The organism is Lacimicrobium alkaliphilum (assembly GCF_001466725.1).
Lineage (GTDB): Bacteria > Pseudomonadota > Gammaproteobacteria > Enterobacterales > Alteromonadaceae > Lacimicrobium > Lacimicrobium alkaliphilum_B.
Genome location: NZ_CP013650.1, coordinates 111683 through 125230, shown reverse-complemented (window position 1 = coordinate 125230; position 13548 = coordinate 111683). Strand labels below are relative to the sequence as shown.

Here is a 13548-nt window from a genome sequence, read left to right as displayed (position 1 = left end):
AAATCACTGGCTGAGCCGACCAAATGCATTGACGCGCTGTGCACTCAGGCCATACATTGGCTCTGTACCTATGGCATTACCCCAGCGGAGAATAATAATGAAACCCAGCATCCTGTTTATTGCACTGCTCAGTGCAGCGCCCTTTGCCCAGGCTGATAAAGTCAGTGACAGAGCCGCCGAGCTCGAGCCCCAGGTCATTGAGTGGCGCCGACACTTTCATCAATACCCTGAATTATCGAATCGCGAATTTGAAACCGCCAAATATATTGAAAAGTATCTGCGTAGTCTGGGTTTACCGGTGCAGACAGGCGTCGCCAAAACGGGCGTGGTGGCAGTGCTGGACACAGGCAAGCCTGGTCCCACTATTGCCCTGCGAGCGGATATGGACGGATTACCGGTACCGGAACAAAACGAACTGCCTTTTCGCTCTGAAGCTATTGGTGAATATAACGGCAATGAAGTACCGGTAATGCATGCCTGTGGTCATGATACCCATATGGCGATGCTGATGGGCGCAGCGAAGATCCTGACAGAAATGAAATCTGAGCTGACCGGCAAAATCAAATTTGTGTTTCAGCCGGCCGAAGAGGGCGCGCCAGCCGGTGAAGAAGGCGGTGCCGAGCTGATGGTTAAAGAAGGCGTGATGAAAGATGTGGATGTGATCTTCGGCCTGCATATCAGCTCCGATACCGATGTCGGTGTCGTAGAGTATCGCCACGGCGGCATTATGGCGGCGGTGGATCCCTTTAAAATTGTGGTCAGAGGTAAACAGGCTCACGGCGCCTACCCCTGGCTGAGTGTGGATCCCATTACAACCGCAGCCCAGATTGTGATGGGCCTGCAGACTATCGTCAGTCGGGAACTGCCCCTGACCGAAGATGCGGCCGTAGTGACAATAGGGTCAATTCACGGTGGTAACCGCTCGAATATCATCCCCAATGAAGTGGAACTGGTGGGTACCATACGCACTCTGAACCAGGATATGCGCGATCAGCTGCATCAGGCTGTGCACCGCAAAGCCACCAGTATCGCCGAAAGTATGCGGGCTGAAGCGGAAGTCACCCTGCCGCTGGATTACAGCTACCCGGTTACCTATAACGACCCGGCACTGATGGACAAGATGTTACCAACCCTGCATCGCACAGCAGGCGAGGGTAAGGTTAAAGAAGTGAAGGCCGTCACCGGTGCCGAAGACTTTTCATTTTTCCAGCAGGAAGTGCCTGGGGTTTACTTATTTGTAGGCGGCAAACCACTGGATCTGCCCAGGGAACAAGCCCCGGCTCACCATACCCCTGAGTTTAAAATCGATGAAGCCGGCATGAAGCTGGGGGTTGAACTGCTTACCAACCTGACGCTGGATTATATGAAAAGTGAGGAGTGATGAGTGAGGGGGCAGGCGTGAGGGATTAGCTCCCACTTCTGTCCGCACTCTTTGTATCTTTGTTTTTCTCAAAGGGCACTGGATGCCCGATAACGGCTTTCGGGCATGACCGGTTTTCATTCCCGCGTGTTGTTGGCGGGAATCCAGTGCCTTTTTCTATTCCGCCAGGCAACTGTAGCCTTCAAGGAGCGCAGCGGATTGCGGGAAGGACGAATATTGAGTGAATCCGGGCTACTAATCTGTATGTGAGGAGTGAGGAAAAGTGGGGTCAGAGTAAACTTTTCTCTCTTTCCAGATAAGCAGACCAGCGATAAAACGGAAAAGTTTACTCTGACCCCACTTTTCCTACTTATTCCATATACCCTTTCGGCAGGGTTTCAATACGGGCCACGCCGGTATCGATGGCGGCCTGAGCAACGGTTTTCGCTACCCGCTGGCACAACCTCGGATCCATAGGCTTGGGAATAATATACTCCCGACCAAAGGTCAGTGAATCCACTCCGGAGGCCTTAAGCACCGCTTCAGAAACCGGCTCTTTAGCGATACTGCGAATGGCCTCAACCGCCGCCACTTTCATCTCATCATTAATGGTCGACGCCCTGACATCCAGCGCTCCACGAAAGATAAAGGGGAAACAAAGCACATTGTTAACCTGATTAGGATAGTCAGAACGACCGGTGGCCATAATCAAATCGTCTCTGGCAGCATGAGCCAGATCCGGCCTGATTTCAGGATCCGGGTTAGAGCAGGCAAACACCACCGGGTTTGGAGCCATCAGCTTAAGGGTCTCCGGCGGCAACACATCAGGGCCCGATACGCCCACAAACACATCGGCATCTTCCATCACATCTTCAAGGGTACGCTTATCGGTGTTATTGGCAAAAAACTGCTTATGAGGGGTCAAATCATCACGGCGGGTGTGAATCACCCCTTTTCTGTCGAGCATATAAATACGCTCACGCTGGGCACCACATTTTATCAAAAGCTCCATACAGGCCACAGCCGCAGCGCCGGCGCCCATGCACACAATGGTGACATCATGAATATTCTTGCCCTGAATCTCCAGCGCATTCAGCATGCCGGCAGCCGTTACAATGGCTGTGCCATGCTGATCATCATGGAAAACCGGAATACGGCAGCGCTTGATCAGTTCCTGTTCAATCTCAAAACACTCCGGTGCCTTGATATCTTCTAAGTTAATACCACCGAAGGTATCGGCAATATTGGCCACAGTGGTAATAAATTCTTCAGTGGTACGATGCCTGACTTCGATGTCTATGGCATCCAGCCCGGCAAAGCGTTTAAACAATAATGCCTTACCTTCCATCACCGGCTTGGAGGCCATGGGACCAAGGTTACCGAGCCCCAGAATCGCGGTGCCGTTGGAGATCACCGCCACCATATTGCCCTTTGCCGTGTACTGGTACACCGCATCGGGATTAGCGGCAATTTCTTTTACCGGCTCAGCCACACCCGGGCTGTATGCCAGGGCCAGATCGCCGACACTCTCTGCTGGCTTAGTCAGCTCAACACTGATTTTTCCGGGGACGGGCTTGGAATGGTAGTCCAAGGCTTTTTGACGAAAGTCAGACATGCTTGCCTCTGATATTGTTGGGTACTGGAGATTTATTGTTCTGCATCCCCTGTTGGTGGGGCTTTTTATTATTGGCCTTTATTGTTGACGCGCGAATCTATCACGTAATCCGATATCAACATATCAGATCAGCAACCTATATAGCGACACACAATTTCATCTAATTAAAAACCAGTTTGAATATAGCGAATAGTTATGAATAAAGAGAGGATTAATATTTTCAGATATGAATAAAAAAAGCGCCCTGAGGCGCTTTTTTAACGGATAGTTCCGGGTGTTATTTCTTACCCAAAGCACCGAAACGCTTGTTAAAGCGATCAACACGGCCGCCGGTATCAACATTACGCTGCTTACCAGTGTAGAATGGGTGACATTCAGAACATACGTCCAGGTTGATATCTTTTTTCAGGGTAGAACGAACCTGGATCTTGTTGCCACAAGAACAGGTTGCAGTCATTTCTTGATAATCCGGGTGGATACCGTCTTTCATGGGTTACCTCATCATCAGGCCGTACCGCTATTTGATCCAAACACAACGGGCTTGACCAAACACCATACGAAAAATTAAAAACTGGCGGCTTGCCGCCGGGGGACGCGCATATTAATGTATCCTGATGTGGGGTTCAAGAATAAATCGTTGGAATTATCACCACAATCACAACACACCAGCAATACGGAACAGAAGTTTAATGATAGTAGAAGTTGCCCTGCCCGTACCCATGCGCGGCGGGTTTGATTATCTGTTGCCCGAAGACCATGCTCAGCCGACGCCGGGAGCCAGGGTGCGCGTCCCCTTTGGCTCCAGACAACTGGTAGGTGTGATTACCGCAATCAAACAGAACTCCGACCAACCAACAGATAAGTTACGCCGGATAACGGCGTTGCTGGATCATAAACCGGTACTCAGCGCACTGATGCTTGACTGGCTGAACTGGGCCAGTCGCTACTATCAGCATCCTGTGGGCGATGTCATCAGCACTGCGCTGCCGGCCCGCCTGCGTAAAGGCGAACCGGCCACAAGCCAGCAAAGTTTCTGGCGATTAACCGAAACAGGCCAGGCGCTGAATAGCGATAGTCTGAAAAGAGCCCCGCAGCAGCAGGCTATTATTGAGCGGCTGCGGGCAGGACGCTGCGAAGACAAAATCCTGAAGCAGGAATTTTCTGCAGCCATAATCCGGGCCGTTAAGGAAAAACAGCTGATTGAAGCGACAGATGATGCCTATATCCCGGATACTGACTGGCCAGCACGCATCAAAATCAGTGGCCAGCTCAACGCCAATCTGGAGCAGTCACTGGCGATTACCGCCATCAATAATCAGGCTCAGGGCTTTCACTCTTTTCTGCTGGAGGGCGTCACCGGTTCCGGAAAAACAGAAGTCTATCTGCAATGCATCGCGCCTTTGCTGCAACAGGGTAAACAGATCCTGATCCTGGTGCCGGAAATTGGTCTGACTCCGCAAACTGTCGCCCGCTTCGAACAGCGTTTTGGTATTGATGTGGCCGTGCTGCATTCCGGCCTGACCGACAAAGAAAGGCTGACAGTCTGGCAGCAGGCCGGGCTGGGTGAAACGGGGATTATTATTGGTACCCGTTCGGCGATTTTCACGCCGCTGGCCAACCCCGGCATGATCATCGTCGATGAAGAACATGATGGCTCCTACAAACAGCAGGATGGCTGGCGCTATCATGCCCGCGATCTGGCCGTCGTCAGAGCACGGCTGGAAAATATCCCGCTGATACTCGGCAGCGCCACGCCCTCACTGGAGACCCTCAACAATGCCCTTACCGGAAAATATCAGCACCTGTCGCTGAAACAACGGGCCGGGGGCGCTAAAGCGGTGCAGCATCAGGTGCTGGATATCAAAGGCCAGGCACTGGATTACGGGCTGGCCAAAGGTATGCAACAACGTATCCGGCTGCATCTTCAGCAGGGCCATCAGGTGATGTTGTTTATTAACCGACGAGGCTTTGCGCCCGCGCTGATCTGCCATCAATGTGGCCATGTGGAAGAATGCCACCGTTGTGAGCGCAGCTTCACCCTGCACCGGCAACTGAACAAATTACAGTGTCACCACTGCGGCGACGCCAAAATTGTGCCTTCGCGCTGTGCCGCCTGCGGCCATCCTGATCTGCAGCCGGTGGGCATGGGCACAGAACAGCTGGAGCATGGTATACAGCGGCTATTCCCACAATACACTGCCATGCGCATCGACAGTGACTCAGCCCGTGGCAAACAAAAATTGCACGGGCTGTTAGATGAGATTAATCAGGGCAATAGTCAGTTACTCATTGGCACCCAGATCCTGGCCAAGGGCCATCATTTCCCAAGAGTATCGCTGGTGGTGATCCTCGATGTAGACAGCGCCCTGTTCAGCGCCGATTACCGTGCTGCCGAACACCTGGCACAACTTATTACCCAGGTAGCCGGACGCGCCGGACGGGCGCAGATTCAGGGCGAATTGTGGCTTCAGACCCATAACCCGGGCCATCCGTTGTTGCAGGACCTGCTCAATAATGGCTATCAGCACTTTGCCCGACTCGCCTTAAAAGAACGTCAGTTTGCCGCTCTACCGCCATACAGTTATCAGGCGTTGTTTCGCTCAGAAGCAGTTAACGGCAATCTGGCCTATGACTTTCTGGAACAGGTTAAAGCCTGCCTGCGCCAGACAGATATCAGCCTTATCGGCCCGTTACCTGCGCTGATGGAAAAACGTCAGGGCCGCTATCGGATGCAATTGCTGTTACAGTCTGACAAACGTACCGGCATTCAGCAGTGGCTCAGTAATATGATGACCCGGATTGAGAAACTGCCGCTGGCGAACAAGGTCAGATGGTCGCTAGATATGGATCCGATGGATTTCACCTAGAGCGCCAATATTCTGATTTTGAGGTTATCCGGGTATACAGTAGAATCGGCCTGCTTAGCAGTTCTCAAAAAGAGATAAGGTATTCACAATACTATGGCACATAAAGATTATATTTCCCGCGGTCGCTCCGCCAAAACTCCTCCACCTAAGGCACCGGTTCCCTGGTTGCGTATTATCGTAACGCTGGCACTGATAATGGCCTTTGCCTATTTCCTTTGGAGTATCCGCAACAGCGCCGAGGAAAAGCCGGAAATTATTCAGATGCCAAAGACTGAACAACAGGAAGTGTTGCCGGAATTACCCCAGGAAGAGTGGCAATTTGTAGAAACTCTGCCACAGCAAACCGTTGAAGTAGAGCTGCCGGAAGAGGTCGAATCGGATGTACGCTGGCTGATGCAATGTGGCTCTTTTCGCAGTAGCGATCAGGCAGAACAGATGCGCGCGAAAATCGCCTTCCAGGGGCTGGAGTCACAAATCCGCCCCAGTGAAGGTAGCAATGGCAGATGGTACCGGGTCATTCTCGGCCCCTATGAAAGGAAGCGTGCCGCAGAGCGTGACCGCCATGCCATCCAGAGAACCGGCATCACTACCTGTCAGGTCTGGAACTGGAATCTGGATTGACCGTAAAGACAACAGAGTTGATCCCTTTGTCTGACTGACGGATATTGGTGTAATGACGGTAATCCAATAATAAACAGGGGAGAAGCATGTCCGCGAATTTGCTCGAAGATGCACTCAGCAGAATCACCCGTTTTGCCAAACAGGCAAAAATCACCCAGGAAGTCATCGACAGTCTGATGCAGCCCAAGGCGACCATGACCGCCAGTCTGCCGGTGCGTATGGACAATGGCTCAACCTGTTACTTTCCGGGCTTTCGATGCCACTATAATAATAAGCTTGGCCCCACCAAGGGCGGTATCCGCTTTCACCCAGATGTGAGTATCGAAGAGGTACAGGCACTGGCTTTGTGGATGACGATCAAGTGTGCGGTGATGGATTTGCCTTTTGGTGGCGGCAAAGGCGGTATCATCGTCGACCCGAAGAAGCTCTCGCCGATGGAACTGGAACGCCTGTCACGGGCATATGTAAGGGCGATGGCAGATTTTATCGGTCCACAAACCGATATTCCGGCGCCGGATGTGTATACCAACGCCAGGATCATGGGCTGGATGATGGATGAATACGAGGCCATCAAACGTGTTAAAGCCCCCGGCGTGATCACCGGCAAACCAGTACGACTCGGAGGCAGTCTTGGCCGCGACGATGCCACCGGCCGTGGCGCCTATCTCTGCACTCTGGCACTGGCCCGCAAGCAGAAGCTGAAGCCTCAGGACACCACTGTCGCCATTCAGGGTTTCGGTAATGGCGGTTATCATGCCGCCCACCTGCTACAAAAAGCAGGCTTTCGTATTGTCGCCATCAGTGATTCTCAGGGAGGAATCTACTCCCCACAAGGCTTTGACGTCGACAGCATTTACGAAGAAAAGCAACGTAACAGGAAAGTCAAAGCCGTGTATTGTAATGCCTCGGTTTGCGAACAAGTGGACCACGATGTTATTACCAATGAAGAATTGCTGGAACTGGACGTGGATATTCTTATCCCTGCCGCGCTGGAGGGCGTGATCACCAAACACAACGCTAAGAAAATTCAGGCCCGGCACCTGGTGGAAATTGCCAACGGCCCGGTAGAGGCGGATGCCGATGTCATACTCGAGGAGCAGGGCTGTATCGTAGTGCCCGATGTGCTGGCCAATGCAGGCGGCGTTACCGTCAGCTATTTTGAATGGGTGCAGAATCGCCAGGGCTACAGCTGGGATGCTGACACCGTGCAGGATCAACTGTCACAACGCATGGAAAAAGCTTTTGAGGATATCTGGGAGCAGGCACAGCAGCATCAGACCAACTTAAGGGCCGCGGCCTATATCCTGGCCCTCAAACGTCTTGGCGAAGCGGTAGAGGCCCATGGTACCCGCAATTATTTTAACTCTTAGTGACTGAGCTCAACGGGCAAATCATCCCGGCTGCCCCATTCACTCCAGGAGCCGTCATACAGGGCGAGATTGCGATAACCGCAAAGCCAGGCCGCCAGTAAAGGAATACAGGCTGTGACCCCGGAGCCACAGCTGAAAATCAGCTGCTGGTTTTGCTGCGCTGCCTGTGCCTGAAAGTGTTTTTGCAGTTCCGCCACCGGCAATAAATGGCCCTGATCCAGCAACCGCGTAAATGGCAGGTTTACAGAGCCGGGAATATGGCCGGGCCGCAGTCCCGCTCTGGGTTCGGGCTCAGTGCCGTCAAAACGTCCGGCACTGCGGGCATCAATAATCAGGCTATCTTTGCTATCTATGGCCTTTAATACCTCGGTGGCACTGACTACAGCATCGGCATGAAACTGTGCAGTAAAATCCCCCTTTTCAGTTGCAACACTATGACGGGTGGCGACTAAACCCTTTGCCGACTGCCAGGCCGGCAAGCCGCCATCAAGCACCGCCACCTTCTGGTGGCCCATCAGACGGAACATCCACCAGGCTCTGGCGGCAGAAAACAGGCCCTGACTGTCGTAGACCACAACCTGAGTGTTGTGATTAATGCCCAGTTGTCGTACAAGGCGGGTAAAACGGCCAGCATCGGGCAGCATATGAGGCAGGGCAGAATCCGGGTCGCAGATGACCTTGTCCATATCAAAAACCTGCGCGCCACTGATAACAGCGGTATCAGAAGTCTTATTCTGCGACTGACCAGGAGGTGCCATGCTGGCATCCAGCACCCGTACCTCTCTATCCTGGAGATGCTGCTTCAGCCAGTTGATACTGACCAGGGCCGGTGATGGATGTTGCGACATAATCAGAATCTTTTGTGCCGGTGAGTCAGAGCCCAAGTTTCTTAAATACCACCTCAACCTCATCCGGCTGCTCCCGGGTCAGCACCTTGCACAGCCCCTTTTTATTATGCCGGCACTGACCGATGTGGGTACGGTGGCCATCTTCAAGCAGATATAATGTCAGATAGTAGCCCATTTGCGGATCATAAGGCTCCTGTGTGCCAATCTGAAAGGGTCTTTCAGTACTGCTGCCCTGCTGATGCACAAAAGCCGGGCTCTGTACCCAATCCACCATTTCGGCACGCTGATCCGCAGCAAAGGGCTCGTACTTGTACAACCGCAGATCCAGCACCGCTCTGTCTATGGATGCCAGGGAGGCAGGAAGATTGATATTGCCGGTCACCAGCGTACGACTATTGCCTTTATTTTCATCTACCCGGGTACAGCGCTCTTTGGGTTGCTGCTGGCGATCATAAAACAGCTCCCCCTTATCCCCGTTCAGTTGCCAGGCCCACTGGCCCCCCTGAAAACGCATACCGGTTTCAGATTCCACTTTGGGCAGTACTTGTGTCTGTCCACTGTAAAGCAGCATGGCTGAATCACCGGCCTGGCTGTAAGAGATCATAATGTTTTCACCGGAGGCGCACTGATAATGTTGCTGCCGGGAAAACTCCACTGGCTTATCCTGTTTCACCTGCAAGGCAGAGATAAGCTCACAGCCAGCCAGGGATAAGGCGATACAAAAGATCCCTGCCCGCCGGATTAACTGACCAAGCGCCGTTTTAGCCGTCTCAATTGAACAGGCCTTTGCTCTTGTCAGCGACAAAGATGAAGGGTCAACACGCCCTTGCAAACCCATAGTGGACTCTCCTGCCAGTACTTTTTAATCAATCAGGGCTTTTTGTACAGCCGCATCAACATGTATGTCCAGAGTATCAAACAATGGCACCGCACAGTGATGTTGCTGCAACAACAAGCCAATCTCAGTACAACCCAGCACCATACCTTGCGCACCCTGCCCGGACAACTGATTGATAATACTAAGGTATTTTTCCCGGGATTGCTCATCAATTCTGCCCTGACACAACTCTTCATAGATCACCCGGTGAACAATCTCCATGTCAGGTTCTGATGGCACCAGTACCTGAATACCAAATTGCTGTTGCAGACGCTGTCTGAAAAAACTGTCCTGCATCGTAAAACGGGTACCCAGCAATCCTACCGTGGAGATATTCTGCGACTGCAAATGGGCCGCCAGGGCATCAACAATATGCAGCAGGGGGATGGAAATACTGGCCTCAATTTCCGGCGCGACTTTGTGCATGGTGTTGGTACAAATCAGTAAAAAATCCGCACCGGCCGCTTCCACCGCTCTGGCTCCCTGGATCAACAGTTCTGCGGCGCCCTGCCAGTCACCCTGATGTTGTAATCTCTCAATGGGCGCAAAATCCACGCTGTACATGGCAATCTGAGCGGAATGCAAACCGCCCAGATGCTGCCTGATACCCTGATTAATTTTCTGGTAATAGCCAAGACTGGATTCCCAGCTCATACCACCCAACAAGCCTATGGTTTTCATCATCCTGCCGCACTGATAAAAGTACAGGCCAACTCCGCCAGCGCCTGACCAGTGACCCTCATGCCAGCCTCTTCGCCTGCAGGATGCCTCTGTGGTGCGGCCTCGGCCAGATGCAGATATTGCACCCGGGTTTGGGACGCCAGCCGATGCAGATAATAAATGGCATCATCCAGAGCCACACCGGCACGGGTTATGGCACTGGTGGGCATATCGCTGATGGCATCCAGATCCAGTTCTGCGCCCACCGGCAGATTCGGGCCTTTAAGGTAAGCCAACACCTTTTCCAGGGCCTGTGTAAAGGTCAGCTCTCTGCGCCACTGAATCTGCTGAATGCTGAACCAGGGAAAACCGTTTTGCGCCAGTGCCTGCAGGGCTTCCTGTGAATTCTTCTGCTCATGTAAGCCAAGAATACTGTAGTGAGACAGGTAACCCTGTGCATGTGCATAGCGAAAAGCATTGCCGCTGTGGCGACCTTCCTGTTGACGAAAATCCGCATGGGGATCGAGATTACTCACCGCCAGGGGTTGACCACGGGCTTCACTGCAGGCACGGATTATGGCGTAGGCATTGTTATGGCCACCACCAATCACCACGGGGATCAGATCGGCTGCAAAGATGGGTCGCAAGACTTCCAGCAATCGCCTGTCGATCTCTTCACACTGCTCTCGCAACTGCACAAGATCGTCAGTATCCGGCAGATCATCGCAGATCAGTTCACCCAGCAGCAGGAGCTGTCCACCGCCCATCAGCTGATTGTCCTGCAGATTTAAAAAGGCGGATAAAAATGCCTGCCAGCCCTGGTGCGCCCCGCCTTTACCGCAATTGGCACGTGGACCAACCTGCTCAGGCACGCCCAGCAACACATAGCGACAGCCGTCGCCACGCACAGCTTGCCAATTCTGGTATTCAGCAGGCAAACGAAGGCTTTGCCCGAGCTTGGTTTCACCGGGGCGCTGGCTGACCAGACTGAGAATACGCTGCTTATCCAGCGTGCGGATAAGCGCCGGGTTCATTCAATATCCAGTGGCTCGGGAGAGAGGATAATGCCGGTGCTGTCGGCATACAGGTGATCTTCGGGCAAAAAGGTCACCCCACCGAAGTTCACCGCGATATCGGCATCACCGGTTTGCTCATAATCCGCCGATACCGGAATGGAGGCCAGCGCATGAATGCCGATATCCAGATCTTCCAGAGTGTCCAGATCTCTGACGCTGCCATAGCAAACAATGCCTTCCCAGTCGTTCTCCACCGCCAGTTGAGCGGTATTGGCATCGATCAGGGCGCGACGCAGGGAGCCCCCGCCGTCCACCAGCAAGACCTTACCTTTACCCGGCTGTGCCAGAACCTTTTCCAGCAGGCCTTTGTCTTCGAAGCATTTTACTGTGGTAATTTCACCGCCGTAAGAACGCCGCCCTCCGTAACTGACAAACATGGGTTCAACCACGTCAACATTATCGGCAAACAAGTCACACAGTTCTGAGGTGTTGTAATCCATGAGGTTATCCGGCGCTGTTGGGTGAATACCCCCTCAGTATACTTTGAGATTTGTCTGTGTCCATTCCCCTGGCCGGGTTGCGTTGTGTCGGAATCTCCACACACCAACCTGATCTGCAGCCTTGTCATAAAGTCTTCTTTTTTCTGTCACCGGTTGTTCACATCCGTTTCATAAGCTGCACAGCATCGATTATCAGGTCGAGAAGTACCGCGATGAACTTATTCGCCCGTGCAGACACACAATTATTCTACTGGCTGTTTAACAAGACCAGTGGCAGAAACTGCACTCCGGTGCGCTGGGTTTCCCGCACAGGCGATGGTCATCTGTATCTCGCTGTGGGCCTGGTGTTGTGGTTTTTTGAACCACAATACGGTGATTTGTTTTTATACACCGCGCTGACCGCCTATGCCCTGGAATTACCTGTGTATCTGTTGTTAAAGAAAAGCTTCCGTCGCCAGCGCCCCTGTGATCTGCTGCGCAACTTTCGCGCTCATATTTCCCCCTCAGACAAATTCAGTCTGCCTTCCGGTCATACGGCAGCCGCCTTTTTAATGGCCGCCCTGATCGCCCATTTCTACCCGGCCTTTTCCTTAGTGGTCTATCTGTGGGCCACCACTATCGGGCTGTCCAGAGTATTGCTGGGAGTCCATTATCCCAGCGATATCCTCGCCGGGGCCTGCCTCGGATTATGTATTTCCATGTTCAGTCTGAACCTGATGGTTTAAACAGGGGAAACCGATGAAGATTCTCTATGGTGTCCAGGGCACAGGTAATGGTCATATTACCCGGGCGAGAGTGATGGCCAAAGCCTTCGCGAAACGCCAGGATGTACAGGTAGATTATCTGTTTTCCGGGCGCGCTGAAGGTAAATACTTTGATATGCAGGTATTTGGTGACTACCAATGCCGCCGCGGCCTGACCTTTGTGCACCGCCACGGTGCCATTGACCGCTGGCACACGTTGCGCAGCGCAAGACCGGTGGAACTAATGCGCGATATCAGGCAACTGGATCTGAGCACCTATGATCTGGTACTCAATGATTTCGAACCCATCAGCGCCTGGGCTGCCAGAAAACAGCAACGCCCCTGTATTTCCATCAGTCACCAGGCTTCATTTACCCATAATGTACCCAAACAGGGGGACAGCCTTGCCGACCGCCTGCTGATGAAATACTTCGCACCGGCAGACATTCATCTTGGCGTACACTGGTATCACTTTGGTCATGCCATTATGCCCCCCTTTGTAGAAGATGAGCCCGGGCACAGTGAGAATGGCAAAGATGTGCTGGTCTACCTGCCTTTTGAAGACCTGCAGGATATCGCTGCGTTGCTGGATCCTATCAGCGAAGTGAACTTTATCTGCTTTCACCCTGATATAGAGAACGAATATCAGCAGGGCCATATTCACTGGCGCCGCCCCTGCAAGGACGCTTTTCATCAGGTATTGCAGCAGGCGGCCGGCGTGATCGCCAATGGTGGCTTCGAGCTTTCCAGCGAATGTCTGAAACTGGGTAAAAAATTGTTACTCAAACCCCTGCAGGGTCAGTTCGAACAACTTTCCAATGTACTGACGCTGGAAAAACTCGGCCTGTGCCAGAGTATGAAAGTGCTGGACAGTGAAGAAGTGGAAAACTGGCTGGAGATGGCGCCGGCTGAACCTATAGGCTTCCCCGGCGACCCACAATTGCTGATTGACTGGTTACTGAACGGCAACTGGCAGGATACCCACGGCATCTGCCGGCAACTCTGGCAGCAGGTAAGCTTCCCCGAGCCGCTGAAACGGCGGCTGGAGAATCTGACTCCGGCCTGATTGAC

At 52.8% G+C, this 13548-nt stretch carries 13 protein-coding genes; 6 read left to right on the top strand and 7 right to left on the bottom strand.

Annotated features, from left to right (window positions below; genetic code table 11):
* Nucleotides 1-97 precede the first annotated feature (97 nt).
* Nucleotides 98-1381 (top strand): amidohydrolase, encoded by a 1284-nt coding sequence (locus tag AT746_RS00675; protein ID WP_062475006.1) that lies wholly within the window; start codon nt 98-100, stop codon nt 1379-1381.
* A 349-nt stretch (nt 1382-1730) separates the two neighbouring features.
* On the opposite strand, the gene AT746_RS00670 is transcribed toward AT746_RS00675, so the two are convergent.
* On the bottom strand, nt 1731-2975 hold the full coding sequence (locus AT746_RS00670; protein WP_062475005.1) for a malic enzyme-like NAD(P)-binding protein: 1245 nt from the start codon (nt 2973-2975) through the stop codon (nt 1731-1733).
* Nucleotides 2976-3252: 277 nt separating this feature from the next.
* A complete protein-coding gene (gene rpmE / locus AT746_RS00665) occupies nt 3253-3465 on the bottom strand; it encodes a 50S ribosomal protein L31 (protein ID WP_062475003.1) in 213 nt (70 codons plus the stop codon).
* A 199-nt stretch (nt 3466-3664) separates the two neighbouring features.
* Between rpmE and priA the strand changes: the two genes are divergently transcribed.
* The 3 genes from priA to AT746_RS00650 all read left to right on the top strand — a co-directional run bounded on the left by priA (nt 3665) and on the right by AT746_RS00650 (nt 7833).
* Nucleotides 3665-5842 (top strand): primosomal protein N', encoded by a 2178-nt coding sequence (gene priA / locus AT746_RS00660; protein ID WP_062475001.1) that lies wholly within the window; start codon nt 3665-3667, stop codon nt 5840-5842.
* Between the two features lie 93 nt (nt 5843-5935).
* On the top strand, nt 5936-6463 hold the full coding sequence (locus AT746_RS00655) for an SPOR domain-containing protein (protein ID WP_062474999.1): 528 nt from the start codon (nt 5936-5938) through the stop codon (nt 6461-6463).
* Nucleotides 6464-6549: 86 nt separating this feature from the next.
* A complete protein-coding gene (locus AT746_RS00650; RefSeq protein ID WP_062474996.1) occupies nt 6550-7833 on the top strand; it encodes a Glu/Leu/Phe/Val family dehydrogenase in 1284 nt (427 codons plus the stop codon).
* Here AT746_RS00650 and sseA read toward each other — a convergent pair.
* The 5 genes from sseA to rraA are packed head-to-tail and all read right to left on the bottom strand — an operon-like array spanning nt 7830 to nt 11734.
* Entirely contained in the window at nt 7830-8681 is an 852-nt protein-coding gene (sseA, locus tag AT746_RS00645; protein WP_197414306.1) for a 3-mercaptopyruvate sulfurtransferase, read from the bottom strand. The genes AT746_RS00650 and sseA overlap by 4 nt on opposite strands.
* Before the next feature lie 25 nt (nt 8682-8706).
* Nucleotides 8707-9519: an MliC family protein gene (locus tag AT746_RS00640; RefSeq protein WP_062474989.1), complete on the bottom strand. Its 813-nt coding sequence runs from the start codon at nt 9517-9519 to the stop codon at nt 8707-8709.
* Between the two features lie 24 nt (nt 9520-9543).
* Complete coding sequence (locus AT746_RS00635; RefSeq protein ID WP_062474986.1) at nt 9544-10239, bottom strand: aspartate/glutamate racemase family protein; 696 nt, start codon at nt 10237-10239, stop codon at nt 9544-9546.
* A complete protein-coding gene (locus tag AT746_RS00630) occupies nt 10239-11252 on the bottom strand; it encodes a formimidoylglutamase (RefSeq protein ID WP_062474983.1) in 1014 nt (337 codons plus the stop codon). Before AT746_RS00630 ends, AT746_RS00635 begins: the two co-directional genes overlap by 1 nt.
* On the bottom strand, nt 11249-11734 hold the full coding sequence (rraA, locus tag AT746_RS00625) for a ribonuclease E activity regulator RraA (RefSeq protein ID WP_062474980.1): 486 nt from the start codon (nt 11732-11734) through the stop codon (nt 11249-11251). Before rraA ends, AT746_RS00630 begins: the two co-directional genes overlap by 4 nt.
* A gap of 212 nt (nt 11735-11946) precedes the next feature.
* Between rraA and AT746_RS00620 the strand changes: the two genes are divergently transcribed.
* Nucleotides 11947-12459, top strand: coding sequence for a phosphatase PAP2 family protein (locus AT746_RS00620; protein WP_062474977.1), 513 nt, complete (start codon nt 11947-11949; stop codon nt 12457-12459).
* Nucleotides 12460-12472: 13 nt separating this feature from the next.
* Nucleotides 12473-13543, top strand: coding sequence for an MJ1255/VC2487 family glycosyltransferase (locus AT746_RS00615; RefSeq protein WP_062474974.1), 1071 nt, complete (start codon nt 12473-12475; stop codon nt 13541-13543).
* Nucleotides 13544-13548: the final 5 nt, after the last annotated feature.

Excerpts from the sequence above, each read along its gene's own strand:
- AT746_RS00675 (WP_062475006.1), top strand. The coding sequence starts at position 98 with ATGAAACCCAGCATCCTGTTTATTGCACTGCTCAGTGCAGCGCCCTTT.
- AT746_RS00670 (WP_062475005.1), bottom strand. The coding sequence starts at position 2,975 with ATGTCTGACTTTCGTCAAAAAGCCTTGGACTACCATTCCAAGCCCGTC.
- rpmE (WP_062475003.1), bottom strand. The coding sequence starts at position 3,465 with ATGAAAGACGGTATCCACCCGGATTATCAAGAAATGACTGCAACCTGT.
- priA (WP_062475001.1), top strand. The coding sequence starts at position 3,665 with ATGATAGTAGAAGTTGCCCTGCCCGTACCCATGCGCGGCGGGTTTGAT.
- AT746_RS00655 (WP_062474999.1), top strand. The coding sequence starts at position 5,936 with ATGGCACATAAAGATTATATTTCCCGCGGTCGCTCCGCCAAAACTCCT.
- AT746_RS00650 (WP_062474996.1), top strand. The coding sequence starts at position 6,550 with ATGTCCGCGAATTTGCTCGAAGATGCACTCAGCAGAATCACCCGTTTT.
- sseA (WP_197414306.1), bottom strand. The coding sequence starts at position 8,681 with ATGTCGCAACATCCATCACCGGCCCTGGTCAGTATCAACTGGCTGAAG.
- AT746_RS00640 (WP_062474989.1), bottom strand. The coding sequence starts at position 9,519 with ATGGGTTTGCAAGGGCGTGTTGACCCTTCATCTTTGTCGCTGACAAGA.
- AT746_RS00635 (WP_062474986.1), bottom strand. The coding sequence starts at position 10,239 with ATGAAAACCATAGGCTTGTTGGGTGGTATGAGCTGGGAATCCAGTCTT.
- AT746_RS00630 (WP_062474983.1), bottom strand. The coding sequence starts at position 11,252 with ATGAACCCGGCGCTTATCCGCACGCTGGATAAGCAGCGTATTCTCAGT.
- rraA (WP_062474980.1), bottom strand. The coding sequence starts at position 11,734 with ATGGATTACAACACCTCAGAACTGTGTGACTTGTTTGCCGATAATGTT.
- AT746_RS00620 (WP_062474977.1), top strand. The coding sequence starts at position 11,947 with ATGAACTTATTCGCCCGTGCAGACACACAATTATTCTACTGGCTGTTT.
- AT746_RS00615 (WP_062474974.1), top strand. The coding sequence starts at position 12,473 with ATGAAGATTCTCTATGGTGTCCAGGGCACAGGTAATGGTCATATTACC.